23 protein-coding genes and 1 tRNA gene are annotated in these 24,350 nt (G+C 46.9%); 19 read left to right on the top strand and 5 right to left on the bottom strand.

Annotation, left to right across the window (positions count from 1 at the left end):
• The first annotated feature begins 16 nt into the window (after positions 1-16).
• The 5 genes from pabC to mtlD all read left to right on the top strand — a co-directional run bounded on the left by pabC (position 17) and on the right by mtlD (position 5,513).
• The gene (pabC, locus tag FTT68_RS09685; RefSeq protein WP_180175306.1) at positions 17-829 is read left to right on the top strand and encodes an aminodeoxychorismate lyase; all 813 of its coding nucleotides are present in this window, start codon (positions 17-19) and stop codon (positions 827-829) included.
• 1 nt (position 830) lies between these two features.
• A complete protein-coding gene (gene mltG / locus FTT68_RS09680; RefSeq protein WP_180175305.1) occupies positions 831-1,889 on the top strand; it encodes an endolytic transglycosylase MltG in 1,059 nt (352 codons plus the stop codon).
• Positions 1,890-1,891: 2 nt separating this feature from the next.
• Positions 1,892-2,503, top strand: a complete 612-nt coding sequence (gene tmk, locus FTT68_RS09675) for a dTMP kinase (protein WP_005176660.1) — start codon at positions 1,892-1,894, stop codon at positions 2,501-2,503.
• A gap of 61 nt (positions 2,504-2,564) precedes the next feature.
• Positions 2,565-2,984 (top strand): PaaI family thioesterase, encoded by a 420-nt coding sequence (locus FTT68_RS09670; RefSeq protein WP_045795123.1) that lies wholly within the window; start codon positions 2,565-2,567, stop codon positions 2,982-2,984.
• Positions 2,985-3,368: 384 nt separating this feature from the next.
• Entirely contained in the window at positions 3,369-5,513 is a 2,145-nt protein-coding gene (gene mtlD, locus FTT68_RS09665) for a bifunctional mannitol-1-phosphate dehydrogenase/phosphatase (RefSeq protein WP_180175304.1), read from the top strand.
• A gap of 104 nt (positions 5,514-5,617) precedes the next feature.
• Here the strand turns inward: mtlD and nadB are convergent, their stop codons facing one another.
• Positions 5,618-7,264, bottom strand: coding sequence for an L-aspartate oxidase (gene nadB / locus FTT68_RS09660; protein WP_005176669.1), 1,647 nt, complete (start codon positions 7,262-7,264; stop codon positions 5,618-5,620).
• Positions 7,265-7,492: 228 nt separating this feature from the next.
• On the opposite strand from nadB, the gene FTT68_RS09655 reads away from it, so the two are divergent.
• The 11 genes from FTT68_RS09655 to FTT68_RS09605 all read left to right on the top strand — a co-directional run bounded on the left by FTT68_RS09655 (position 7,493) and on the right by FTT68_RS09605 (position 16,741).
• On the top strand, positions 7,493-8,878 hold the full coding sequence (locus FTT68_RS09655) for a Do family serine endopeptidase (protein WP_104505510.1): 1,386 nt from the start codon (positions 7,493-7,495) through the stop codon (positions 8,876-8,878).
• 117 nt (positions 8,879-8,995) lie between these two features.
• Positions 8,996-9,457 carry a thioesterase family protein gene (locus tag FTT68_RS09650; RefSeq protein WP_005176672.1) on the top strand — a complete coding sequence of 154 codons (462 nt, stop codon included), beginning with the start codon at positions 8,996-8,998 and terminating at the stop codon, positions 9,455-9,457.
• A 174-nt stretch (positions 9,458-9,631) separates the two neighbouring features.
• A complete protein-coding gene (lepA, locus tag FTT68_RS09645; RefSeq protein WP_005176673.1) occupies positions 9,632-11,449 on the top strand; it encodes a translation elongation factor 4 in 1,818 nt (605 codons plus the stop codon).
• A 23-nt stretch (positions 11,450-11,472) separates the two neighbouring features.
• Positions 11,473-12,300, top strand: a complete 828-nt coding sequence (lepB, locus tag FTT68_RS09640; RefSeq protein ID WP_180175303.1) for a signal peptidase I — start codon at positions 11,473-11,475, stop codon at positions 12,298-12,300.
• 25 nt (positions 12,301-12,325) lie between these two features.
• Positions 12,326-12,697, top strand: a complete 372-nt coding sequence (locus FTT68_RS09635; protein WP_005176678.1) for a DUF4845 domain-containing protein — start codon at positions 12,326-12,328, stop codon at positions 12,695-12,697.
• Positions 12,669-13,370 carry a ribonuclease III gene (gene rnc, locus FTT68_RS09630; protein ID WP_005176685.1) on the top strand — a complete coding sequence of 234 codons (702 nt, stop codon included), beginning with the start codon at positions 12,669-12,671 and terminating at the stop codon, positions 13,368-13,370. The genes FTT68_RS09635 and rnc overlap by 29 nt, the downstream gene beginning before the upstream one ends.
• Positions 13,367-14,395 (top strand): GTPase Era, encoded by a 1,029-nt coding sequence (gene era, locus FTT68_RS09625; protein ID WP_016660033.1) that lies wholly within the window; start codon positions 13,367-13,369, stop codon positions 14,393-14,395. Before rnc ends, era begins: the two co-directional genes overlap by 4 nt.
• Positions 14,396-14,416: 21 nt before the next feature.
• A complete protein-coding gene (locus tag FTT68_RS09620; RefSeq protein WP_005176688.1) occupies positions 14,417-14,605 on the top strand; it encodes an NF038104 family lipoprotein in 189 nt (62 codons plus the stop codon).
• A 17-nt stretch (positions 14,606-14,622) separates the two neighbouring features.
• Positions 14,623-15,333: a DNA repair protein RecO gene (locus FTT68_RS09615; protein ID WP_180175302.1), complete on the top strand. Its 711-nt coding sequence runs from the start codon at positions 14,623-14,625 to the stop codon at positions 15,331-15,333.
• Between the two features lie 13 nt (positions 15,334-15,346).
• Entirely contained in the window at positions 15,347-16,072 is a 726-nt protein-coding gene (gene pdxJ / locus FTT68_RS09610; RefSeq protein WP_016660036.1) for a pyridoxine 5'-phosphate synthase, read from the top strand.
• Positions 16,073-16,087: 15 nt separating this feature from the next.
• Entirely contained in the window at positions 16,088-16,741 is a 654-nt protein-coding gene (locus FTT68_RS09605; RefSeq protein WP_005176696.1) for a tRNA-(ms[2]io[6]A)-hydroxylase, read from the top strand.
• Between the two features lie 272 nt (positions 16,742-17,013).
• Here FTT68_RS09605 and FTT68_RS09600 read toward each other — a convergent pair.
• Positions 17,014-17,089 (bottom strand) — tRNA-Asn (locus tag FTT68_RS09600).
• 236 nt (positions 17,090-17,325) lie between these two features.
• Between FTT68_RS09600 and FTT68_RS09595 the strand changes: the two genes are divergently transcribed.
• Complete coding sequence (locus tag FTT68_RS09595) at positions 17,326-17,784, top strand: hypothetical protein (RefSeq protein WP_160243408.1); 459 nt, start codon at positions 17,326-17,328, stop codon at positions 17,782-17,784.
• Between the two features lie 95 nt (positions 17,785-17,879).
• Here FTT68_RS09595 and FTT68_RS09590 read toward each other — a convergent pair whose 3' ends face one another.
• Entirely contained in the window at positions 17,880-19,115 is a 1,236-nt protein-coding gene (locus FTT68_RS09590) for a pyridoxal phosphate-dependent aminotransferase (RefSeq protein WP_005176698.1), read from the bottom strand.
• A gap of 219 nt (positions 19,116-19,334) precedes the next feature.
• Here FTT68_RS09590 and FTT68_RS09585 point away from each other — a divergent pair, with 219 nt between their 5' ends.
• Positions 19,335-19,517, top strand: a complete 183-nt coding sequence (locus FTT68_RS09585; RefSeq protein ID WP_005176699.1) for a hypothetical protein — start codon at positions 19,335-19,337, stop codon at positions 19,515-19,517.
• 46 nt (positions 19,518-19,563) lie between these two features.
• Here FTT68_RS09585 and FTT68_RS09580 read toward each other — a convergent pair whose 3' ends face one another.
• Positions 19,564-21,012: a sensor domain-containing diguanylate cyclase gene (locus tag FTT68_RS09580; protein ID WP_180175301.1), complete on the bottom strand. Its 1,449-nt coding sequence runs from the start codon at positions 21,010-21,012 to the stop codon at positions 19,564-19,566.
• 159 nt (positions 21,013-21,171) lie between these two features.
• Positions 21,172-21,951: a hypothetical protein gene (locus FTT68_RS09575; protein WP_016660041.1), complete on the bottom strand. Its 780-nt coding sequence runs from the start codon at positions 21,949-21,951 to the stop codon at positions 21,172-21,174.
• Positions 21,952-22,260: 309 nt separating this feature from the next.
• On the opposite strand from FTT68_RS09575, the gene uvrB reads away from it, so the two are divergent.
• Entirely contained in the window at positions 22,261-24,282 is a 2,022-nt protein-coding gene (gene uvrB, locus FTT68_RS09570) for an excinuclease ABC subunit UvrB (RefSeq protein WP_045795108.1), read from the top strand.
• Positions 24,283-24,350: the final 68 nt, after the last annotated feature.

Here is a 24,350-nt window from a genome sequence, read left to right as displayed (position 1 = left end):
AATGGATACTTGTTGTATGCAATGTTTTAAGAATGCTGAGGAAATATCGGCCGTTTCAGTGCTGGACCGTGCCTTTCATTATGGCGATGGCTGCTTTAGCACCGCGCGCATCCGCAATGGCCAGATTGAACTGGAGGCCTTACATCTGCTGCGGCTACAACACGGCTGTGAGCGTTTGTATTTAAATGCCAATCTAGCGTTTATCCAGCAGTCGATTCAACAGCTGCAGCAGCGCTATCCGCAGGTTAACGGCACCTTAAAAATCATCATTAGTCGGGGAGATGGACAGCGCGGTTATAGCCTGCCCGCACAAGAGGCTGATGTCTGGGTCTTTTTTTATCCTAAAGCAGTGGATGATTTCCACTATGAAAAAATCGCCAGTGGTGTGTTGAAACAAGCGATGGGACTGAGTATGCCGCAGCTGGTCGGTATTAAAAGCCTGAACCGTTTAGAACAGGTGATACTGAAAAAAGAAGCCGATGCGCAGGGCTGGCCAGAAGCCTTGGTGACTGATGTGCAAGGCTCGGTTGTTGAAGGGGTGAGCAGTAATTGTTTCATTCTTATAAACAATGAATGGATTACGCCGGAACTTCGTTATAATGGCGTCCACGGCGTGATGCGGGCTGAAATTCTGGCCCGTATGCAGCAGCACGGCATTTCCTGTCGCCAGCGTTATGTCGATATGGAAGAAATTGCGCAGTTCCAGAGTCTGTTTTTCTGTAATGCGCTCAGTCCGATGAAAATCGTGACCCAGCTCGATGCACGCCTTTTAGATGTTCAAGCCTGTATTGAACTGTTTAATCGTCTTCAATTGAATCAGATGCATTAATATGTCTTCATCCCGCTCTAAAACGAAAAAGAAAAACAAGCCTCGCTCCCCATTACCGATGAAAGGTATTTTAACCCTGTTACTGGGCGTACTCCTCATTGTCGTAGTCATCCTCTGGTCCAGCCTGTTTAAAGACTATCCGGTAAAAGGCCAGAAAGAATTACTGGCCATTGGCGATGGCGATACCTATTCCGGTTTTATTGATCGTCTGGAAAAAAATGATCAGGTCAGTTTTCCGATTATTCTGAAGCTGTATCAGAAAATCATGATTCATGATCCGATGAAAGCTGGGGTTTATGAAATCCAGCAGGGCATGAGCATCCGTGAAGTCATGGAAATGATCTCCAATGCAGAAAATGCGCAGATGAACCGGATTCTGGTCATTGAAGGCACTACTTTTAAACAGCTGGTACAGCGTCTGCAAAAGGATGAACTGGTGACTAAAGAAGTCAGCCATCTGCCGACCGATCAGTTGTTAAAAGCGCTGAATATTCCATTTGAGCATCCGGAAGGCCTGTTTGCGCCAGATACCTATTTCTTTGCCAAGGGCGAATCGGACCGTAAAATTCTGACCGATTTATATCAGCGTCAGATGAAAGCACTGGATGAAGCCTGGGCCAACCGTGCACCAGATTTACCGTACAAGAATAAATATGAAGCGCTGGTGATGGCGTCGATTATTGAAAAAGAAACCCATGTCGATAGCGAACTGCGTCAGGTCTCTGGCGTATTTGTGCGCCGTTTAAAGATAGGCATGCGTTTACAAACTGACCCAACCGTCATTTATGGAATGGGCGACAAATATCAGGGCAATATTACCCGTAAGGATTTACGTACCCCAACCCCGTACAATACCTATACCATCTATGGTTTGCCGCCAACACCAATTGCACTGCCAAGCAAACGCGCGATTGAAGCGGCGATGCATCCAGATGATTCCGACAATCTCTATTTTGTCGCCACCGGTGATGGCGGGCATAAATTCAGTACCAATCTGCAAGATCATAACCGCGCAGTTCAGGAATATCTGGCGGTCATTCGTGCGAAGAACAAGGAGTGAGCATGTTTATTAGCTTTGAAGGCACCGAAGGGGTAGGTAAAACCACGCTCATCCGTCGTATTTATGAACATTTGCAGGCCCAAGGCAGTGAAGTAGTGCTGACCCGTGAACCGGGTGGCACCCCGATGGCCGAGCAGATTCGCAGTCTGCTGCTTTCAGTCAATCATGACGAGCAGATGTGTAATGATACTGAATTACTGCTGATGTACGCAGCGCGCGCCCAGCATCTGGCGCAGGTGATTCTGCCTGCACTGGCAGCTGGCAAAACGGTACTCTGTGACCGCTTTACTGATGCCAGCTTTGCCTATCAGTGTGCTGGGCGTGGCCTAAGCCGGGAAAAGTTGCAATTGCTGAACCAGAATTTTGTTTCGCACATGCCGGCTCTGACTTTCTGGCTGGATGCACCGATTGAACTGGGCATGTCCCGTGCGCGTGAACGTGGTGCGCTGGACCGTTTTGAACAGGAAAAAGTCACCTTTTTTGAAAAGGTGCGTGCTGGTTATCAGGAGTTGTGGCAGGCAGAACCAGAACGGATTAAACGTTTAGATGCCACCCAAAGTCCGGATCTGGTCTTTGCCGAGGCGCTCAAATATTTACAGACAGTCGCTGCTTAAATTTGGGTCAAGACTAAAAATCTTCTATAGTAGCGTGATGATAGAGGATTTTTTGATCACAATGAAAAGTAACCGTGCTGAAATTATTGAATTTTTACAACAAGAATTTCCCCAGAGTCTGGAAAAATGTGAGATTGATGCGGTCACGCCAATGGGTGCCTGCTTGACCTATCGGGTTGGGGAAAGTGAATTACGTCCGGGTGGCACGATCTCTGGTCCGACCATGATGACGGCTGCAGATCTGGCTTTATATGTAGCCATTCTGGGCCAGATTGGGATTGTCGGGTTGGCGGTTACCACCAACCTGAATATCAATTTTTTACGCAAACCGGCCGGTGGACAAAACCTGCGGGCGGAATGCCGGCTCATGAAACTGGGTAAAAGTCTGGCCGTGGGTGAAGTCTGGATTTATTCAGTCGGGCAGGAGGAACCGGTGGCGCATGTGACCGGAACCTATTCAATTCCACCCCAAGTGGCTTGATTCTCAGGTCACTTGTTCTTTTGATCTGGCTCGCTTGATTTTCAGGCCACTTGTTCTGCTGATCTGGCTCGCCTTATTTTGCCTGCTTCAGTTTCTTCGCCAATCTGGCGTTTCCAGCTTTTTATTTTTTGAAGTACCTTCTTTCAGCTGAAAAGTCTCATTCTCCTGAATTGTTTAAAACTTATCTTTATATTTCAAAAAAATTGCTTCATTGATTTACATGATGTTACTCAGTGGTTACTTTAAGTTACATATCTTGAATCTCATTCTAATCAGGTGATTAATTTTTAACCTTAAATATTTCATTCTTTGTCTAAGGTGTTGTTCCCTCAAAAATTGCTCTAGGCTCTAGGCCTGTTGAAAAATGATCAAATGAGGGGGGAAATGCTTAAATTTAAAAATAAAATGATCCAGGGCGCAATTTTCGATATGGATGGCACAATGTTTGATACTGAGCGTTTACGGTTTCAAACCTTGAAACAGGCATCTCGGGAGTTGATTGGAGTCGAGTTTAGCGATGACTATTTAATGGGTTGTCTGGGCTTGAGTGCGCGGAGTGCCAAACAGCTGGCACAGGCTGAATATGGTGAAGATATTCCCTATACCGAAATTCGCCAGCGTGCCGATGAGCTGGAACTGGAAAGTGTGCGTCAGTTTGGCGTGCCGATTAAAACCGGTTTGCTACAGGTGCTGGAGCGCTTGCGTAAATCCGGGCTGCGCATGGCAGTGGCGACGTCCAGTCGCCGTGCCATTGCCGAAGAATATTTAATTAATGCCAATGTCTATAAATTTTTTGATGTACTGGTGTGCGGAGATGAAGTCCAACGTGGCAAACCGCATCCGGAAATTTTCCTGACCGCTGCGCAAAAGCTGAATCTCTCCGCCAGTGACTGTTTCATGTTTGAAGATTCAGACAATGGTGTGACCTCGGCCTATGCAGCGCAGGGCATTACCGTGCTGCTGCGGGACATTAAAGCACCAAATGAACAGATGCTGTCTAAGGCGCATTACTACTATGAAAGCATGGAAGATTATCTGGAAGATTTAAACCTGTATATTCCGGCCTTGGGCATGCCCAGCCTGCAGGAAGCCTTTCCACAAACCTTGAACCAGCTAACTGTCGGAATCCATGGTTTTGGTGCGATTGGTGGCGGTTATCTGGCGCAGGTATTATCGCATTGGGATGGTTATACCCGTCCGAAACGGATTTACGCTTCTACCCGTAACCAGCTGTATCGCTCTGCGGTGAATGCTTTTGGCACCTATTGCATTCGTTATGGGCAAATGTCCTATGATGAACGTATTGAAAACATGAGCATTATTGATGCAGATAACCTGCAGCACATGCAGGAGATGTATATCGAATCCAGCTTGATTGCCTTATGTCTGCCAGAAAAAGCGCTGAGCAGCGAAGCTGAGGTGATTGCGCAAGGCCTGTATGCACGTTATCTGGCCCATCAGGACCAGCCGGCTGCGCCTTTAACCGTGCTGATTATTTTAAATAAAGTCGGTGCCAAGCAGTTATTGCTGGAGCATATCCGTAAAGCCCTGGTGGCCTTAAGTGATGTGCAGACCGCACAAGCCATTTTAGCGCAGCATTATTTCTGCGATACCGTGGTCAACCGTATGGTATCCAAACTGACTGACCAGAACCTGTACCGCCAGCTACGGATTAAATACAACATCTTCAAGCAGTCGCAGACAGAAGATGAAGCCGAGCCGGTTGAAATTGAGGATAACACCCGTTTGCAGCCGGAGCAGGAACGTCAGGCCAGCCTGTATGTGGAAGATTTGCGCCGTAATTTCCAGCCGAGTCATATTCTACAAACGATGGATCTCATTCTGTTTAATGCAGAAATTGACATGCCAATTTATGTAGAAAATTCCAGCCCGTTACTACAAAAAATGCGGCAGATGATTCTGGTCGAAGACATCAGTGAAATCCAGCTGATTAAAAACCGGCTCTGGAACGGGGTGCATGCCATGCTTGCCTGGTATGCCAGCCTGCGTGGTCATCAAACCATTGGTGTGGCTCTGGCCGACCCACAGATTGAACAGTTCATGCAGCAGTTGTTGCAGCAGGTTCAGCAGGGACTGGCGGTGGTGTTACCACACCGACAGAAAGATCTACATGCACTGGCACAAAGTTTTGCAAACTCCTGTGTCCATGCCTATAAAGACCCATGTGCACGGGTGGCGCGTGATCCGCTACGCAAGCTCAGTGCGTCCGAACGGGTGTTAGGTTCAATTGCCAGCAATGCTCAGGCCGGGTTGCCGTATCAGTTTTTGGCACAAGGTGCTTTATTGGGCTATGTCTATGCCGTGCAAACCCATCAGCTGACCGAGGCGCAGGCTTTGGCACATCTGCAGACACAATTGCAGCAGCCACATTTCTCGGCACAAGTGGCACTGACTTTACGTAATTATGTGCAGACCTATCTGCCGCAATTGCTGTCCGGAGTGCTAGAACCTGAGCAGTTGCCATTATTAAAGCCAACCTCGAGTGCAGCGCAATATGCTTCAACTTGAGGAACCATCCGGCTGAAACCATTTTTGGCTGATCCCAATAAAAAACCGAATCACATCCTGCGATTCGGTTTTTTATCTTTCAGAACTGAAGATGTAAAAGCATTTTAAGCCGGCACATCCTCATTCACCAATGGCGTTTCTACCTGGAAGTTTGGCGGCGTGAGGACAGTTTTACGCAGCTCATCTGCCAGTTCTGGATAATCCAGGGTGTAATGCAGGCCACGCGATTCTTTACGCTGCATGGCACAGCGCACAATCATTTCTGAAACCAGCACCAGATTACGCAGTTCAATCAGGTTTTTACTGACTTTGTAGTCCTGATAATACTCGGTAATTTCACGTTTCAGCATTTCAATACGGTGCAGGGCACGTTGTAAACGCTTGGTGGTGCGGACAATCCCGACATAGTTCCACATGGTGGCGCGCAGTTCATCCCAGTTTTGTAGAATTACCACATCTTCATCGGGATGGGTCACTTGAGAATCATCCCAGGCCGGCACATTTGGTGATTGATAATCGGGCTTGAATTCAGCCTGAATATGTTCAGCAGCACTCATGCCATATACAAAACATTCTAAAAGTGAGTTACTGGCCATACGGTTAGCACCATGCAGGCCGGTATATGAGGTTTCCCCAATGGCATACAGGCCAGCAATATCGGTCTGGCTGTGTTCATCAACCACTACACCGCCACAGGTATAATGCGCCGCCGGGACCACCGGAATCATGTCTTTGGTGATGTCGATGCCCAATTCCAGTAAACGCGCATACAGGGTCGGGAAGTGTTCTTTAACAAACTCGGCCGGTTTATGGGTGATGTCTAGCCAGACATGACGAATCCCCAGACGCTTGATTTCAAAGTCAATTGCACGTGCCACAATATCACGTGGTGCCAGTTCGGCACGTTCGTCAAAACGTAGCATAAAGCGTTCACCATCTGGCAGGCGTAAATAGGCGCCTTCGCCACGCATGGCTTCGGTAATCAAGAAGGAACGGGCTTGCGGATGGTATAAGCAGGTCGGATGGAACTGGTTAAATTCCATATTGGCGACGCGGCAACCGGCGCGGTAGGCCATGGCAATCCCATCACCGGTGGCAATATCCGGGTTAGAGGTGTACAGATAGGCTTTCATGGCACCGCCGCAGGCCAGTGCGGTAAAGGGCGCCAGGAAGGTATCAATCTGGTCGGTGTTTTCATCCAGGGCATACAGGCCCAATGCACGATTGTCACCGGTTTGACCGAGTTTCTGCGTGGTAATCAGGTCAATGGCAACAAAGTTTTCAAAAATCTGGATATTCTGTTTTTCTCTGGCCCGCTGGACCAGTGTCGTTGAAATGGCACGTCCTGTGGCATCTGCCGCGTGAATGATCCGGCGCTGGGAGTGGCCGCCTTCACGGGTTAAATGCAGTTGTTCCTGTTCATCGAGGGTAAATTGAACGCCATGTTCAAGCAGGAAATCGACCGAAGGTTTACCGCCCTCTACAGTTTGCTGCACGGCATTCAGTTCACATAAATGCGCGCCTGCAATCATTGTGTCATCTATATGCTGTTGAATAGAGTCGGTTTCATCCAGTACGGCTGCGACCCCACCTTGGGCATAAAAGGTGCTGGCATCAGTCAGGGCCGACTTGGCCAGCACGGCAATTTTAAAATGAGCTGGTAATGACAGTGCCAGACTTAAACCTGCGCCGCCACTACCCACAATGATCACATCAAAATGATGAGTTGCATGTAAATTAGACATGTCCATCAGCTAATTTGAAAAAAGTCTGGTAATGACAACGCTTTTTAAAACAAAAGGCAAGGGTCAAGATGCTTATTAATGATGAGAAAAAGCAATAAAACTCCATTTTATAAAAAATGGCATAAGCACTTGTATCCTGTTGAGGAATTGAACATATTATTACGAAATCTTAAAAAGCGTTATGTTAAAAACAGAACATCACATTTTTATAAACAAATTGAGTGAATGCTATATATGAATAATCGCTACTTACAGAAGGGTTTCTATGCAGCTGTGTTCACTATGGCATCTGTTCAAGCACAGGCCTCTACTTCAGTAGATTTTTCCAACCTGGTTGAACAGGTCAGCCCCGGTGTTGTCAGTGTCAATGTGGTCAAACGTTTAAGCCAGGAAGAGCTGTTACAACAACAGGTTCCGGAACTGTTACGCCGTTTCTTTGGCGATGGGGTGGTGATTCCGCAGCGTCAGGCGCCACAGGAAAAAACCGGTTATGGCAGTGCCTTCTTTATTAGCAAAGATGGCTACCTGCTCACTAACCACCATGTGATTGAAAATGCCTCCAAAGTCACCATTGTCCTGAATGATCGCCGTGAAATTGATGCCACTGTAGTCGGCAGTGATGAGCGGACCGATGTGGCCTTGCTGAAAGTATCTGGCAGCAATTTCCCTGAACTGCGTACCGGTAATGTTGATCGCCTGAAAGTTGGTGAGCCGGTGCTGGCGATTGGTTCACCATTCGGTTTTGACTATTCCGCCTCTGCCGGTATTGTCAGCGCCAAAATGCGTAACATGATGGGGGAAACCTCGGTACCGTTTATTCAGACTGACGTTGCCTTAAACCCGGGTAACTCGGGTGGACCGCTATTTAACCAGCGCGGTGAAGTGGTTGGGGTCAACTCGCGCATCTTTAGTGGAACGGGCGGCTATATGGGCCTGTCTTTCTCGATTCCGATTGATGTCGCCATGGAAGTGGCAGACCAGTTAAAACAGCATGGTAAAGTCACCCGTTCCTATTTAGGTGTGAGCCTGCAGGATATTGACCGGACGCTGGCAGAATCGTATCGACTGGATAAACCGGAAGGGTCCTTAATTACCCAGGTGGCACCGGATTCTCCAGCCGCCAAAGCCGGCTTGCGTGCCGGTGATGTAATCTTAAAATACAACGGTACCCCAATTTCACGTACCAGTGAATTACTCAATTACCTGAACCGTACTGCACCTAAACAGACCATCCAGCTGGAAGTTTTACGCGATGACCGTCGCCGGAATATCTCGGCTACTTTAAGTACTGCACCGGATGACACCCCGGCCAAGAGCAATGTTACGCCAAGCCAGAATAAAGGCCCGGTACTTGGGGTCGCAATCCGGAACCTGTCAGCAGCAGAAATGCGTCAGCTGGAAATTAAAGGCGGCGTGCTGATTCAGGAAGTCCGTCCGGGCAGTATTGCAGCGCAGTCGCGAATTTTACCGGGTGATGTCATCGTACAGCTGAACAATAGCCCAGTCACCGACAGCAACAGCTTTGTTCAGGCGGTTTCGCAGCTGAAAAAGGGCAGCGTGGCGCGTGTGACCTTAATCCGTCAGGGACAACGTGCTATTGTCGGCATGCGAATTTCCTGATCTGAGCCAGTTAAAAACCACAGCCTGCTGTGGTTTTTTTATTTTTCAATTTATCCGGGGCCAATTTTCAGTAGACTAGGGGCCTCAATAGCCGATGCAGCGGTACAGTAACAGAGCATGAGCAGTACATTTTTTGATTTAAAACTTCAGGTTCAACCCGAGCATATTGACAGTCTGGGCCATGTCAACAACGTGGTTTATGTACAGTGGATGCAGGATGTGGCCAGCGCCCATATTGAAACCTTAGGCCTGGGCATGGCGCAGTTTCTGGAAATGAAACATGCCATGGTGGCGGTGGAGCATCATGTGCAGTATCGCAAGGCTGCATTTGCCGGTGAAGAGCTGATTTTAAGAACCTGGCTCAGTGAAATTAATGCGCTGTACCTGTTTCGCCAGTATGTGTTTTATCGTCCGCAGGACCAGAGCGTGCTGTTTGTCGCGCAGACCAAATGGGCCTGTGTGGAAATAGACAGCGGCCGTCCAAAACGCATGTCGCCAAGTTTTTCCCAGGCGTATCAGCCTATTCCAGCCGATCTGAATCCGATGGATTTTAACCAGTATCCGCCACAGCCGGCATAAGCATCGTCACTGGCCGGTTTGTATCGGATGATCTAAAACCGGCCGGGCCGAAAAGCTTTGCATTATTTTGGATACTTTAAAAAATCCATCTGCTATAATCCTTCGCAATTTCTATTCGGCTTTTGCTGTGCACTGAATCTGGTTTGCATAGCGCGTTATTTTTTAAGGTAGCCCATGGCGCAAGCTAAAAAATCTGTTGATATTAAAAACATTCGTAACTTCTCGATCATTGCACATATCGATCATGGCAAGTCGACCCTTGCGGATCGTTTCATTCAGACCTGTGGCGGTTTGCAGGATCGCGAAATGCAGGCGCAAGTACTGGACTCAATGGAACTTGAGCGTGAACGTGGGATTACCATTAAAGCGACTTCGGTGACCTTGTACTATACCCATCCGAATGGTCAGGAATACCAGTTAAATTTCATTGACACCCCGGGACACGTTGACTTTTCTTATGAAGTTTCACGTTCACTGGCAGCGTGTGAAGGCGCACTACTGGTGGTTGATGCTGCCCAGGGCGTAGAAGCACAATCGGTTGCCAACTGCTATACCGCGATTGAGCAAGGTCTGGAAGTACTGCCAATTCTGAACAAGATTGACCTGCCGCAAGCAGAGCCTGAGCGTGTGATTCAGGAAATTGAAGATATTATTGGTATTGAAGCAACCGATGCGCCGACCTGTTCAGCTAAAACCGGTCTGGGGATTGCAGGTGTTTTAGAGCGTCTGGTTGATGTTATTCCAGCACCAACCGGTGATCGTGATGCGCCATTACAAGCTTTAATTGTCGACTCATGGTTTGATAACTACCTGGGCGTTGTGTCTCTGGTGCGTGTGAAGCAGGGACGTGTGCGTAAAGGCGACAAGATGTTGATGAAATCAACCGGTCAAACGCACATCATTACCTCGGTGGGTATTTTCAATCCGAAACATACTGAAACCGATATTCTGGAAGCGGGCGAAGTCGGCTTCGTGATTGCCGGCATTAAAGACATTTTTGGTGCACCAGTTGGTGATACCATTACTTTGGCAACCACGCCAGAAGTGGAAGTGTTACCGGGCTTCAAGAAAGTAAAACCGCAGGTCTATGCCGGTTTGTTCCCGATTGATGCCAGCGATTTTGAACCGTTCCGTGAAGCACTGCAAAAGCTGCAAATCAATGACTCGGCGCTGTTCTTTGAACCAGAAAGTTCGGATGCGCTCGGTTTTGGTTTCCGCTGTGGCTTCCTTGGTATGCTGCACATGGAAATCGTTCAGGAACGTTTAGAACGTGAATACGATCTGGACCTGATTTCTTCTGCGCCTACGGTTATTTATGAAGCCGTAATGAAAAATGGCCAGACCGTATATATTGACAGTCCATCGAAAATGCCAGACGGTTCCACCGTTGAAGACTTACGTGAACCGATTGCCGAATGTCATATTCTGGTGCCGCAAGAATACTTGGGTAACGTCATGACCTTGTGTATCGAGCGTCGTGGTGTGCAAAAAGATATGAAATTCATGAGTAATCAGGTATCAATTACCTTTGAAATTCCAATGGCCGAAGTGGTGATGGATTTCTTTGATAAATTGAAATCCTGCTCACGTGGTTTTGCATCACTAGATTACAACTTCGTGCGTTTTGAAAGTTCATCGCTGGTGAAAGTCGATGTCTTGATTAACGGTGAAAAAGTCGATGCGCTGGCAATGATCTGTCACCGTCAGGATGCCCGTCACCGTGGTATTGCGCTGGTTGAAAAAATGAAAGACCTGATTCCGCGTCAGATGTTTGATGTCGCAATTCAGGCGGCCATTGGGGCGCAAATTATTGCCCGTTCAACGGTAAAAGCCATGCGTAAGAACGTATTGGCCAAATGTTATGGCGGTGACGTGTCGCGTAAGAAGAAGCTGCTGGCCAAGCAGAAAGAAGGTAAGAAACGTATGAAGCAAGTGGGTAGCGTTGAAATCCCACAAGAAGCGTTCTTAGCTGTATTAAAAGTCGAACGCTAAAAAGATTAGAAGGATAAATGCCCATGGATTTTGATTTTAATTTGATCCTCGTTCCTGCCACGCTGTTTTTTATTGCTGTGTGGTTGCTGGATAAATTTGTCTTCAAGCAAAGACAGACCAAAGGGCGGGGCAATGAAAATTTCATTATCACATGGGCGTATGACTTCTGGCCGGTACTGGCCGTTGTGCTGGTGCTGCGTTCATTTTTATATGAGCCGTTTAACATCCCGTCAGATTCAATGGTGCCAACCCTGGAGACCGGGGATTTTATTCTGGTAAATAAATTTGACTATGGCGTGCGTTTGCCAATCGTCAACACCAAAATTATTGATACCGGTTCGCCAGAACGCGGTGATGTGGCGGTGTTCCGTTATCCGCCACAACCAAGCATTAGCTACATTAAGCGGATTGTGGGTTTACCGGGTGATCATATTGTTTATGATCATGGCCAATTTACCATTAACGGCGAAAAGGTGCAGAAAGTTGCACTGGAATTTAGCCGTGAAAAAGACAGCCTCGATACACCCAACTCGATTTACCATCAGGAAACTTTAGGCAAGCATACTTTTACCATGCGTGAACTGGAAGGCGTAAACGTGGCGCGTCAGGCACCCTTTATTAATTATGTCGAAAATGGTAAATATGCTTCTACAAATGGTTTATATTGGGAAGTCAAAGTTCCAGAAGGTCATTACTTCGCGTTAGGGGATAACCGCGATCAGAGTGCTGACAGCCGTTTCTGGGGTTTTGTACCTGAAGAAAACCTGACCGGCCGTGCCGTCTATATCTGGATGCACAAAGAGCCTGGTTTTAAATTGCCGTCTTTTAGCCGAAACGGCAGCATAGATTAAAATCATCCATTAGGAAAATAACAAAATGCGTCATCAACAAGGGGCATCGTATATTGCAATTCTGGTTGCAATTATTGGTTTTGCTTTTATGGCAAAAATTGCAGTTGCGGTTTGGGGACCGTATTTCGATGATCGAATGCTGGATAACCAGATTAAAGAGCAGTTGATTCATGGACCCAAAAACCTGAGTCCGCAAAAATTCATTGGGGAAATGGATAAGCGTTTAAGTATGAACAATATTCGTGATATTAAATTTGCGGATGTTGCCCAGGTCACCAATGTAGATGGTCTACAGGTGAAGAAAGACTATGAGATAAGAAAACCGTTCTTATTGAATATTGATATTGTCATGAAATTCGAGAAAAGTTTTGATCAAAGCTCAGTCCAAGCTCAATGAAACGCGTTTGGCCAGCCGCATCGGATACCAGTTTAAACAGCCGGATCTGCTCAAGCTGGCGCTGACGCATCGTTCGGTCAGTCACAAACACAACTATGAACGCCTAGAATTTCTAGGCGATTCACTTTTAGGGATGATTATTGCCAATTATCTCTACACCGCCTATCCGCAGGAAAACGAAGGGCGGCTGACCCGTATGCGCGCAACGCTGGTGCGTCAGGAAGCGCTGGGTAAAATCGCCAATGATTTAAAACTCAGTCAAAATTTAATTCTCAGTACCGGTGAATTGAAATCAGGCGGTCATCATCGCGAGTCTATACTTGCAGATGCAGTCGAGGCGATTATTGGTGCGATTTATATCGACTGTGGGGATTTAAACCTGCTACAGACGATTGTGTTAAAATGGTACGTGCCTTATCTGGATCATATTGAGCCGACCGATCAGCTCAAAGATCCGAAATCACGCCTACAAGAGTATTTACAAGCACGTAAAAAACCTCTCCCAGTTTACGAGGTTGTAGATATTCAGGGTGATGCCCCGAACCAGCATTTCAAGGTGGAATGCCGGGTCGATGCTTTACCGGTAATGAAAGGTGAAGGTTCTAGCCGCCGCTTTGCCGAGCAGGCAGTTGCCGCGGAAATTTTAAAACTCTTGGAGCAAACGTCTCAATGACAATCCATTCCGATCACAACGATGCTGATCACGAGTCGCAAAGCGACAGCCACGATTTAATCAATCAATTCTTCAGTTCACAAGGTCAGGAAATTCCATCGGATTACCGTAGCGGATTTGTGGCCATTGTGGGCCGGCCAAACGTGGGTAAATCTACCTTGATGAACCACCTGTTGGGTCAAAAACTGTCTATTACCTCGCGTAAGCCGCAAACCACCCGCCATAAAATTGTCGGGATTGATTCGCGTGAAAAATCTCAGGCGGTCTATGTCGATACCCCGGGGATGCACAAAAAAGAAGTGCGTGCCATCAACAAAATGATGAACCGTGCCGCGCACTCGGCGCTGCGTGATGTGAACCTGGTATTATTCGTCGTCGATGCACAAAAATGGACCCAGAACGATGAACTCGTACTGGAGAAATTGAAAAATGCAGACATGCCAGTCATTCTGGTGATCAATAAACTGGATACCTTCGAGAATAAAAATCAGGCGCTGCCGCTGATTCAGGAGCGCGCCAAGCTGATGAACTTCGCAGAAATTGTACCGGTATCTGCGCTGCGTGGTGCCAATCTGGAACATCTGCGTGACACCATTGAGCAGTATCTGCCATTCCAGCCACCGCTATATTCATTTGATCAGGTTACCGACCGTTCCGAGCGCTTCCTGGCCTCTGAAATTATTCGTGAAAAAATCATGCGTCAGCTCGGTGAAGAACTGCCATACGATTTAACCGTACAGATTGAATCATTTAAAACCGAAGAGCCGGCTTTAAATGAAAAAACCGGTCGTATGAAACCGGCTTGTACCTATATTGATGCCACCATCTTCGTAGACCGTCCGGGCCAAAAAGCCATTGTGATTGGTGAAAAAGGTGCTAAGCTGAAAAAAATCGGGATGGATGCCCGTGTCGATATGGAAAAAATGTTCGAACAGAAAATCATGCTCACGCTTTGGGTGAAAGTCAAAGGTGGCTGGTCAGATGATGAACGTGCATTAAAAAGCTTGGGATATAGCGATATCTAAGCCATGAAACGAGGAACTGTAATGACCAAAATTGCTGTGATTTTAGCCTGCATGTTCATGCTGCAAGGCTGTATTCATAAGGTGGTTACAGTTCCGGTTAAAGTGGCCTATAAAACCACCAAAGGCGTGGTCAAAGGCACGGCCGCTGTGGTCGGTGCAGTCATTCCCGATGGGGATGAAGAAGATGAAAGCAAAAAGAAAGATGATTAGGCTGATATTCTGCCCGCATGCGTAATGAAGTCTTGCATGGCTACCTGATCCATCATCGTAAATACCGCGAGCGTAGTCATATTGTGCATCTGTTTACCCAGGAATATGGGCGGATTGATGGTATTTTAAGACAAACCCCGCCACCACAATATCAACCGATTAGCCTGCAGGCCTCGGGTAAATCTGAACTGAAAAATTTTACCAAACTGGAAATTATCAACCAGCCCGTATTTTTCTTTGGCGATGCCTTTTTCTCCGGTTTTTATCTGAATGAAATTTTGCTGCGTCTGTGTCCGCTCGAAGTCGAGATGCCCGAGACTTTTCTGCAATATGCCACGACTTTGCAGCAATTGCAGCAGCTGTCGAGCCATCCGCAGCCGAACAGCTTTTTAAGACAGATTCTGCGCCAGTTTGAGCATGTGTTGCTGCAAGAACTGGGTTATGCTATCGACTTTGAAGTGGATGCCAACCAGCGGCCGATTGGTGCAACGCAGCAGTACCAGTTTTTATTAAATGAAGGCTTTATGCCAACGGCGCAGGCTTCCCGTTCTGGTTTAAGTGGCGCGCAGATTTTGAGTATGCGTGACCATGAAAAGGGTAGGGATTTTAATCCAGAACAGTTACAATTACTGTCTAAATTATATCGGCAGATGATCAGCTCCCTGCTGGGAGATCGGCCGTTAAAAAGTCGTCAATTGTGGATACAGAACTCCCAAACACAATCGTAATTAGGAAAAGAGTATGGCTGCATTACTTGGTGTAAATATTGACCATGTTGCAACATTGCGACAAGCACGTGGCACCACTTACCCAGATCCGGTCAATGCCGCACTGATTTGTGAACAGGCTGGTGCAGAGGGTATTACCTTGCATCTGCGTGAAGATCGTCGTCATATTCAGGATGATGATGTGCGTCGTATGCGTCCATTGCTGAAAACCCGCATGAATCTGGAAATGGCGGTGACTGATGAAATGGTCGAGTTCGCCAAAGAAATCAAACCGCATCATGTTTGCTTTGTCCCGGAAAAACGCCAGGAAGTCACCACTGAAGGTGGACTGGATGTGGTCGGTAATTTTGCGGCGGTAAAAGCGGCAACGCAGGCTCTCTCTGTTCTGGGTTGTGATGTATCCCTGTTTATTGATGCTGACTTTGCCCAGATTGATGCCGCAGTTGCTTGTGGTGCACCAACCATTGAAATTCATACCGGTGCCTACGCCGATGCTGAAACCGCAGAGGCGCAGCAGGCTGAGCTGGAACGTATTGTGAAAGGTGCCGAATATGCCGCGGCCAAAGGTCTGGTGGTGAATGCCGGCCATGGCCTGAATTTAGATAACGTGACGCCGATTGCCGCAATTCCGCAAATTCACGAACTGAATATTGGTCACTCGCTCATTGCCGATGCGGTGTTTGTGGGTCTGGCCCAAGCTGTACAGCAAATGAAAGCAGCGATTAAAGCTGCACGATAATCCTGAAGTTTTTGTATGTCGACAATCAATTATGATGAACTCATGAAGCCGGTGATCGGCTTCCTGGGCTGTGAAACCCCGCAAGCCTGGCTGGATGAAGCGCTGAACAATCTGGAAATCCTGATGCAGGATCATGCCAACTGCGAGAAAAAAGCCGCCGGTACAGCCATGAACCTGATGTTCCGCTACAGCTTCTTTACCGATTTGCAGGTCAAACTGGCGCAACTGGTTCGTGAAGAAATGCTGCATTATGAACAGGTGCTGGAATTTATGAACAAACGCGGACAGGAGTGGAAAGGCTTGAGCGCAGGCCGTTATGCCGGCGGCTTACGCAAAGAAATCCGTACCTACGAGCCAGAAGCGTTAATTGATGTACTGGTGATTGGCGCCTTTGTAGAAGCGCGTTCCTGCGAGCGGTTTTATGCCTTGGCACCGCATGTTGATGAAGAGCTGGGGCGTTACTACCGCTATTTGCTGAAATCTGAATCGCGTCATTATGAAGATTATCTGGCACTAGCATTGGACGTTGCCAAAACTGCCAAGCTAAAAAATCCGGAAGAAGATATTCAGGGCCGGATTCAGCATATTCGTGAAGTGGAAAAAAATCTGATTTTAAGCCCGGATGATACTTTCCGTTTCCATAGCGGTGTGCCGGCGCAGGCAGCTTGAAACAGTCAATATTTTTTGAGAGAAAACGGGACTTCGGTTCCGTTTTTTTATGGCTGTGAGAAGGGGAATCAGGGCTGATTTACCTGTTTTTGAAGATAGATGCTCTGCTGATCTGGCGATTGACGTCTCGCCATTAGATCGCTCGGGAAGATCCTAATCTTCTTTTTTTATAACCTTCAGATGTGAATCGCTGTAGGAATTAAAAAGATTGAAAGCTATAAATTTTGGCAATAAAAAAGCCCAAGTCTTAAATGCTTGGGCTTTCTTGAATTTGGCTCTCCCACCTGGGCTCGAACCAGGGACCTGCGGATTAACAGTCCGTCGCTCTACCGACTGAGCTATGGGAGAATCTGAATGCGATTATAGAGGGATTTCAGCAGGGGTCAAGCGAAAACTGTCATCTTTTTTACATTTAAAGTTTATATGCTTTTTATTTGTGCAAAATAAAATAAAACACGAAAAAATCTTGCAAAGCAAAAAATCTGTTGTTAGATTAAATCCAGAAAGTCGTTTGACCAAATGGTTAAACAGTGTGGATTTAAACCAACTTGCCAGCACAAAAATGGCTAAATCGGAGACAGCGAATGAATACGCTCAGCATCCCTGAAATTTTTGCAAATCTCAATTTTTACAAAGACAACTACCTTTCTCTTATCAGCAATCCAGCAGATTATTATACGCCTGTTGCTTCGGCCTATATCAACATATGGCCAGTCGGGCATGTCGATCTGTATCTGGGCGATTTGCTGCAGCTGTGGTTTAGTGAAAAATGGCTGATCAATGGGCCATGTTTCCAGCTTTCAGAGCATCCGGATCATGCAACCCGCACGCCATTACAGCGCAGCCAGGATTTATACCTGTATCAGCTTGCCGGCAGTGCCTTGTCGGGTAGTAACCGCTGCCGGGTCTGGTCGGCTTCTGAACAAAAAGAACTGCGGGTGAGTCTGGATAGTGCCTTTAAATATTACTGTATTTATAAGGGTACAGACCGTCCTGACATCTCACGCAGTCAGCTCATTCAGGCGCTGAAAAAGGCCATCTAACCGTTATCTATGGTCCGCTGAATTGAGCGTTTAGAGCAAATCAGGCCATAAAAAAACCGCGAACAGGTCGCGGTTTTTTTATTGCTCAGAAGAGATTATTGAGCAGCTTTTTCAGCTTCGATCGACGCAATCGCTTCATCAACGCCTTCGATTGAATCCGCCGCTTTCTTGATACGCGCTAACGCATCTACCAGCACTTCATCAGCCGTTGCATAAGAGATACGCATGAAACCGCCTAAACCGAATGCATCACCTGGAACCACGGCCACGCCCGTTTCTTCCAGTAACCATGCAGAGAATTCTGTGCAAGATTTTAAGCCTTTAGCACGAATCAGTGGTTTGATGTTGGCGTAAGCATAGAACGCACCATCTGCAGGTAAGCAAGAAATACCTTTGATGTCGTTCAGGCCGTTTACCACCAGGTCATGACGGCGTTTAAACGCTTCAATCATTGGTTGTAGAACGTCTTGAGGACCATTTAATGCAGCTTCTGCAGCCACTTGTGAAATAGACGTCGGGTTAGACGTAGACTGAGACTGGATTTTTTTCATCGCACCGATCAGTTTAGCAGGGCCCGCTGCATAGCCGATACGCCAGCCAGTCATGGCATAGGCTTTAGACACACCGTTTAACACGATAGTGCGGTCATACAGGTCTGGTGCAACAGTAGCGATGTTGTAGAACTCGTCATCCCAGCGGATTGGTTCGTACATGTCGTCAGATGCGATATACACTTCTGGGTATTTACGCAGTACTTCAGCCAGAGCTTCCAGTTCAGCTTTGGTGTAGATCATACCTGTCGGGTTAGACGGGCTGTTCAGTACCACTAAACGGGTTTTGTCTGTGATGGCTGCTTCTAACTGAGCAGGAGTGATTTTGAAGCGTTGTTCTTCGCCACATTTTACAATCACTGGCACGCCTTCAGCGATGATGACCATATCTGGATAGCTTACCCAGAATGGCGCAGGGATGATCACTTCATCACCTTTGTTTAACAGTGCAAGTGCCAAGTTAAAGAATGATTGTTTACCACCGCAAGACACCAGAATCTGGTTGGCTTGGTAGTCAAGGTTATTGTCACGTTTTAGTTTCGCAATAATGGCTTTTTTCAGGCCTGGCGTACCGTCAACAGCGGTATATTTGGTAAAACCGTTGTTAATCGCTGCAATTGCTGCATCTTTGATGTGTTGTGGTGTATCGAAATCCGGTTCGCCTGCACCCAAGCCAATTACGTTATGACCAGCAGCTTTCAATTCAGCAGCTTTGTTTGTCACAGCAAGCGTTGGGGACGGTTTGATGGCATTTACACGATCAGAGAGACGTACGTCCACGGCAGTATTCCTTCTTATAGGGATTAAAAAATAAAAAGCACACTATCTTAGCTCAAAAATAGTCACTTCGTCGTTTAAAATCTCAACAAATTAATAAAAAATCACGAAATTTGTGCTTCTGCGCCTCAAAATAAGGCATTTTTGAGAATAAAAAGCCGGAGGCTCGCTTCTGACTGCAAAAAACCTTAAAATAGCGCTAATTTGATTTGAGTTATCGTCATGAGTAAGCAGCAGCCTACTTCAAAAAAACCTGTGGTAAAACTCCCATTCCCAATGCCATCTGCGGAAGAAAAAGCCCAGATGGATGCCTTGCATAATCAGGTTCGTCCTAAAGATGAAGGTTATGCCGACAAGCTGTTTCCACCACCACGTGGGACCCGTAAATCTATGGGTAAACGCTAAGAAAAATGCCACGTTCTGTGGCATTTTTTATGGGCGCTTGATGGGTTTAATCCTGGGTTTCACGCCGGTCAAACTGGACATAATAGGCGCGTTTTTGGGTGTACATGGCCTGATCGGCGCGTTTTAGCATCTCTTCAATACTTTCCTGTGGTAGTGTGGTCGCAGACCCAATCGACTGATTCAGCATCTGATTACCATGAAACTGACTGTCAATTAACAGCAGTTCCTGCAAGCCTGCCAAACAGTTGTGCAGGGCAATCTCATCGGCACCCGGCAGCAAAATCACAAATTCATCACCACCAATGCGGCAGGCACTGTACTGGGTATTCTGGACAAGCTGATTCAGCAGTTCACCGGTGCGTCTGAGCAGATCATCACCGCTATCATGGCCAAAGGCATCATTCACAACTTTTAAGCCATTCATATCAATATAGATACTGGACACAGGCCGCAGACTGCTGCGCTCTAAACGATTCACTTCTTCAGTATAATGCGAGCGATTCAAAAGCTTGGTCAGCACATCATGCTTGCCCAGATATTCCAGATAGTTTTCGGCTTTTTTACGCGCGGTAATATCGGTCAAGGCCACCTGAACCGTGCTCCAGTCCTCTTCATAGCCGGGAAATACGGTAAATTGCAGCAATACATGGCGGATGCTGCCATCCAGCGCATAATTGATGGCTTCACGCTGATGGTGAATATTGCCGTTCCAGAGCTCGATCAGCTGTTCCCTGAACGTATGCTGCATTTCACCGGCAAAAATTTTATGAATATTTTGCAGCAGGGTGTTTTTGTCCGGGGCGCCAAATAAATCCAGCGTGGCCTGATTGACATCAATAATCAGTACATCGCGGATACATTGCTGGATAAAATCCGGATGCACATCTAAAAAGGTATTGAAATCATCTATGCCCAAATGGCGCAGCTGATCGAGCCGGCTTTTAATCCGGCTAAAATCTTCCACCCACAAGGAGGTGGGAGAATAGACAAAGCGCGATTCAGCCAGTAAACGCTGCTGATCTGCCTGCCGGCGCGCTGCGGTATAAGGGGTAATGTTTTCGGTACTGACCAGCACCAAAGACAGGTCATGCTCATGTGAAGGGACTACGGTGCCGCGTAACTGGATATCCAGCCGTTTACCGTTCAGGCTGTAATTGACCGCCTGACTGGAAAATTCGGTTTGACCTTCCCACAAGCTGATCAGCTCATCAATATGGGTACTGGCCATATCACCTTTAAAAATCTGCTCCAGGTTGCTAATTAAATGCTGCAGATCTTGGGCTTCATACAGTTCCAGGGTTTTCTGGTTTACGCTCAGAATTTTAATTTTACGGGCACATTCAATGACACGGCTTGGATCTTCCAGTAAATAGCCACGTAAATCCTGAATGCCTTGTGCGCGCCACAGCTCAAACTGTTTTTTAATTTCACTAAAGTCTTCCAGCCACAGGGCAATCGGCGCAAGGGTAAAAACAGGCGTGTCCAGTATTGTCATAGTCTGAAGCTCGATTATTCTAGTGAATGAAAAATAGAATTATAATCAAGTTTTTATTATGTGATAAGAATTGTGTTTATTTTTATAAGTGTGATTTACATCACTGAATTAAAAAGCAGCCGGCTCAGTGGCCGGCTGCTCTGGTATTAAAAAGAGGGATTATTTTTTGGCCCGATGCGCCGGACGCGGTGGGGTAATTTCACGTTGACCATGCCAGACTTCGGCAAAATCCTGTTCATTAATACTATACAGTTCCAGTAAGGCTAGAATCACCCCGCCAAACAGCATGGAACCTTCAGAGTTGCTTTGCCATTCGAAGACCTTGCCTTTCAGGCCATATAAAATATCTTCAATTTCAAAAATCCGGTCACGGCCATTGCTGTCGGTCGGGTACATCTGGGTATTCAGCAAAATTTTAGCCAGACTTTTTTCATTGTCATTTAAAGCCAGTACTTCAATCAGCTCATCCGGATTGCTGGCAAAAATCACCGGATCACGAAAAATGGTATGCAGAAAATGCTGGTTCAGTTTCGGTAAAGATTTCTCGACAAAAGGCCGGAAGGAGGCCGGGAAAATCACATTGTGGGAAATGCCTTTAAACATCGGGGCGATTTCCTCGACTTTATAACCGGCAATACCACAGCCAATTGAAGTCAGAAAATACTTCATTTTCGGATGATTTTTGGTATAGGTTTTAAAGTCATCTATATAGTGCTGAATTTGCGACAGCGGCATTTGCTGCAAATGCTCGTTCATGGTTGGAATGGCAAAGCTTTGTCCGGCCCAGCCACGCCCTACGCCGCGCACGGCGCCAAAGTGTTGCAGGGCAGTGCGCGCTGCACCGCCGGCATGATCACCCGCCAGATTACTGCCAAAGACAAAAATCGTATCTTCAGGCAAGCTTTTAATAATACTTTCATCATGATATCGGTAAGTCATTGTCATTAAATCTATGTGATCCCTTGTGTTCATGTTGCCCGTGAAGCGGGGCAGAATCAAGTGAAAAAGCACAAGACGAGGGTGTTTTTCTGTTTCACATGAAGATTTTGCTTTGATCTGGGTATGTCTGGTGAGAGTGTGCCAAACAGCAGCGGGTGAAGGTCTTTATTTCAGTTGCACTGCGGACTAAAAACAGAACCTTGCCGATGCTGCCGGTGACAAGAAAGTGTACAAAAATTACAATCTGAAGCCAGATAATAGGCTGAATCTGTTAGACTATTTTTTTCGATCTGTATGAGTACGCTATCCGTGAGTGATCATCAACCTTTTGAATTGGTTACCCATTATCAACCTGCTGGAGATCAGCCGCAGGCCATTGAAAAGCTGGTGCGGGGAATTCAAAAGGGCATGCATGATCAGTTGCTGCTGGGGGTAACCGGTTCCGGCAAGACCTATACCATGGCCAACGTGATTGCCCAGTTACAGCGGCCAACTATTGTGATGGCGCATAACAAGACTCTGGCGGCCCAGCTCTACGGCGAATTTAAAGCCTTTTTCCCGCATAACTCGGTTGAATATTTTGTCAGTTATTATGACTACTATCAGCCGGAAGCCTATGTGCCATCTTCCGATACCTTTATTGAAAAAGATGCTGCCATTAATGATCACATTGACCAGATGCGACTGTCGGCGACGCGGGCATTACTGGAACGTCGTGACTCGATTATTGTGGCATCGGTATCGGCTATTTACGGTCTGGGTGATCCGAATGCCTATATGAGCATGTTGTTGCATGTGGTGCAGGGCGACCGGATTCAACGTGAAGACATCATCCGCCGGCTGGTAGAAATGCAATATAGCCGCAATGAACTGGAATTTTTGCGCGGGACCTACCGGATTCGCGGTGAAATTATTGATATTTTCCCGGCAGAATCAGAGCAGAATGCCATCCGGATTGAACTGTTTGATGATGAGGTTGATTCGATCCGCTGGTTTGATCCGCTGACCGGCAAAATGATCCGCAAAGTGCCACGCGTCACCATCTACCCGAAAAGCCACTATGTCACGCCTAAAGACCATCTGCAGCGCGCCATTGAAACCATTCGTGAAGAACTGAAAGAGCGTTTAGGCTTTTTCCGTGCACATGACAAGCTGCTGGAAGCACAGCGTATTGAGCAGCGTACCCGTTATGATCTGGAAATGATGCAGCAGCTCGGCTATACCAATGGCATTGAAAACTATTCCCGTCATTTATCCGGTCGTCCGGCCGGTGAAGCGCCACCGACCCTGTTTGACTATGTGCCGGATGATGCCTTGCTGATTATTGATGAGTCGCATGTTACCGTGCCACAAATTGGCGCCATGTATAAAGGTGACCGTTCGCGTAAGGAAAACCTGGTCAATTATGGTTTCCGTTTGCCAAGTGCGCTGGATAACCGGCCAATGAAATTTGAAGAATGGGAACGGATTATTCCAAGCACTATTTATGTCAGTGCCACACCGGCGCAGTATGAACTGGAAAAAGCCGAGCAGATTGTAGAGCAGGTGGTGCGTCCAACCGGTCTGATTGATCCGGAAATTGAAATCCGTCCGGTGCTGACCCAGGTCGATGATGTCCTGTCGGAAATTAACCTGCGTAAAGATAAAAACGAACGGGTTCTGGTCACGACCTTAACCAAGCGCATGGCCGAAGATTTAAGTTCCTATTTAAAAGAATACGGCATTAAAGTGGCCTATCTGCATTCCGATATTGATACGGTCGAGCGGGTCAAGATTATTCATGAGCTGCGTACCGGAATTTATGATGTGCTGGTGGGGATTAACCTGCTGCGTGAAGGTCTGGATATGCCAGAAGTCTCGCTGGTGGCGATTCTGGATGCCGACAAGGAAGGCTTCCTGCGTTCCGAACGTTCGCTGATTCAGACTATTGGTCGTGCTGCGCGGAATATTGCCGGCAAAGCAATTTTATATGCCGACCGGATAACCGATTCCATGCAAAAAGCCATTGATGAAACTGAACGTCGCCGTGCCAAGCAAATTGAATTTAACCAGCTACATGGTATTACTCCGCGCAGTGCTGTGCGTCAGGTCATTAAAGAAATTGATACCGGCGAGGTGCTGGAAGAAGATGTAATTGATGAGCAGATGGCAGCACAAACCTTGGCATTAACCGCGGATGAACGGCATATCGTGTCGGACCCGAAACTGTTTGCCAAGCATGTGGCCAAGCTGGAAAAAGAGATGCTCAAAGCCTCAAAAGAATTGCAGTTTGAACAGGCCGCACGTCTGCGTGATGAAATTATTCGTTTGAAGGCACAAATGCTGCAGTAAAGAAAAGTGTGGGAACTGTTAAAAAACTCCTTACATAACACAACAGTAAATACCTGAATTTACCGTTA

It is taken from the genome of Acinetobacter sp. Q85-2, assembly GCF_013420555.1.
GTDB lineage: Bacteria > Pseudomonadota > Gammaproteobacteria > Pseudomonadales > Moraxellaceae > Acinetobacter > Acinetobacter indicus.
This window is presented reverse-complemented; position numbering and strand designations above follow the sequence as displayed.

What these genes read in the sequence shown, in the direction of transcription:
- FTT68_RS09650 (WP_005176672.1), top strand. Translation starts at nt 8,996, where the DNA reads ATGAGCAGTACATTTTTTGATTTAAAACTTCAGGTTCAACCCGAGCAT.
- lepB (WP_180175303.1), top strand. Translation starts at nt 11,473, where the DNA reads ATGGATTTTGATTTTAATTTGATCCTCGTTCCTGCCACGCTGTTTTTT.
- pabC (WP_180175306.1), top strand. Translation starts at nt 17, where the DNA reads ATGCAATGTTTTAAGAATGCTGAGGAAATATCGGCCGTTTCAGTGCTG.
- FTT68_RS09585 (WP_005176699.1), top strand. Translation starts at nt 19,335, where the DNA reads ATGAGTAAGCAGCAGCCTACTTCAAAAAAACCTGTGGTAAAACTCCCA.
- lepA (WP_005176673.1), top strand. Translation starts at nt 9,632, where the DNA reads ATGGCGCAAGCTAAAAAATCTGTTGATATTAAAAACATTCGTAACTTC.
- FTT68_RS09670 (WP_045795123.1), top strand. Translation starts at nt 2,565, where the DNA reads ATGAAAAGTAACCGTGCTGAAATTATTGAATTTTTACAACAAGAATTT.
- mltG (WP_180175305.1), top strand. Translation starts at nt 831, where the DNA reads ATGTCTTCATCCCGCTCTAAAACGAAAAAGAAAAACAAGCCTCGCTCC.
- FTT68_RS09595 (WP_160243408.1), top strand. Translation starts at nt 17,326, where the DNA reads ATGAATACGCTCAGCATCCCTGAAATTTTTGCAAATCTCAATTTTTAC.
- nadB (WP_005176669.1), bottom strand. Translation starts at nt 7,264, where the DNA reads ATGGACATGTCTAATTTACATGCAACTCATCATTTTGATGTGATCATT.
- FTT68_RS09635 (WP_005176678.1), top strand. Translation starts at nt 12,326, where the DNA reads ATGCGTCATCAACAAGGGGCATCGTATATTGCAATTCTGGTTGCAATT.
- mtlD (WP_180175304.1), top strand. Translation starts at nt 3,369, where the DNA reads ATGCTTAAATTTAAAAATAAAATGATCCAGGGCGCAATTTTCGATATG.
- FTT68_RS09605 (WP_005176696.1), top strand. Translation starts at nt 16,088, where the DNA reads ATGTCGACAATCAATTATGATGAACTCATGAAGCCGGTGATCGGCTTC.
- FTT68_RS09575 (WP_016660041.1), bottom strand. Translation starts at nt 21,951, where the DNA reads ATGACTTACCGATATCATGATGAAAGTATTATTAAAAGCTTGCCTGAA.
- FTT68_RS09615 (WP_180175302.1), top strand. Translation starts at nt 14,623, where the DNA reads ATGCGTAATGAAGTCTTGCATGGCTACCTGATCCATCATCGTAAATAC.
- FTT68_RS09620 (WP_005176688.1), top strand. Translation starts at nt 14,417, where the DNA reads ATGACCAAAATTGCTGTGATTTTAGCCTGCATGTTCATGCTGCAAGGC.
- tmk (WP_005176660.1), top strand. Translation starts at nt 1,892, where the DNA reads ATGTTTATTAGCTTTGAAGGCACCGAAGGGGTAGGTAAAACCACGCTC.
- pdxJ (WP_016660036.1), top strand. Translation starts at nt 15,347, where the DNA reads ATGGCTGCATTACTTGGTGTAAATATTGACCATGTTGCAACATTGCGA.
- FTT68_RS09655 (WP_104505510.1), top strand. Translation starts at nt 7,493, where the DNA reads ATGAATAATCGCTACTTACAGAAGGGTTTCTATGCAGCTGTGTTCACT.
- FTT68_RS09580 (WP_180175301.1), bottom strand. Translation starts at nt 21,012, where the DNA reads ATGACAATACTGGACACGCCTGTTTTTACCCTTGCGCCGATTGCCCTG.
- era (WP_016660033.1), top strand. Translation starts at nt 13,367, where the DNA reads ATGACAATCCATTCCGATCACAACGATGCTGATCACGAGTCGCAAAGC.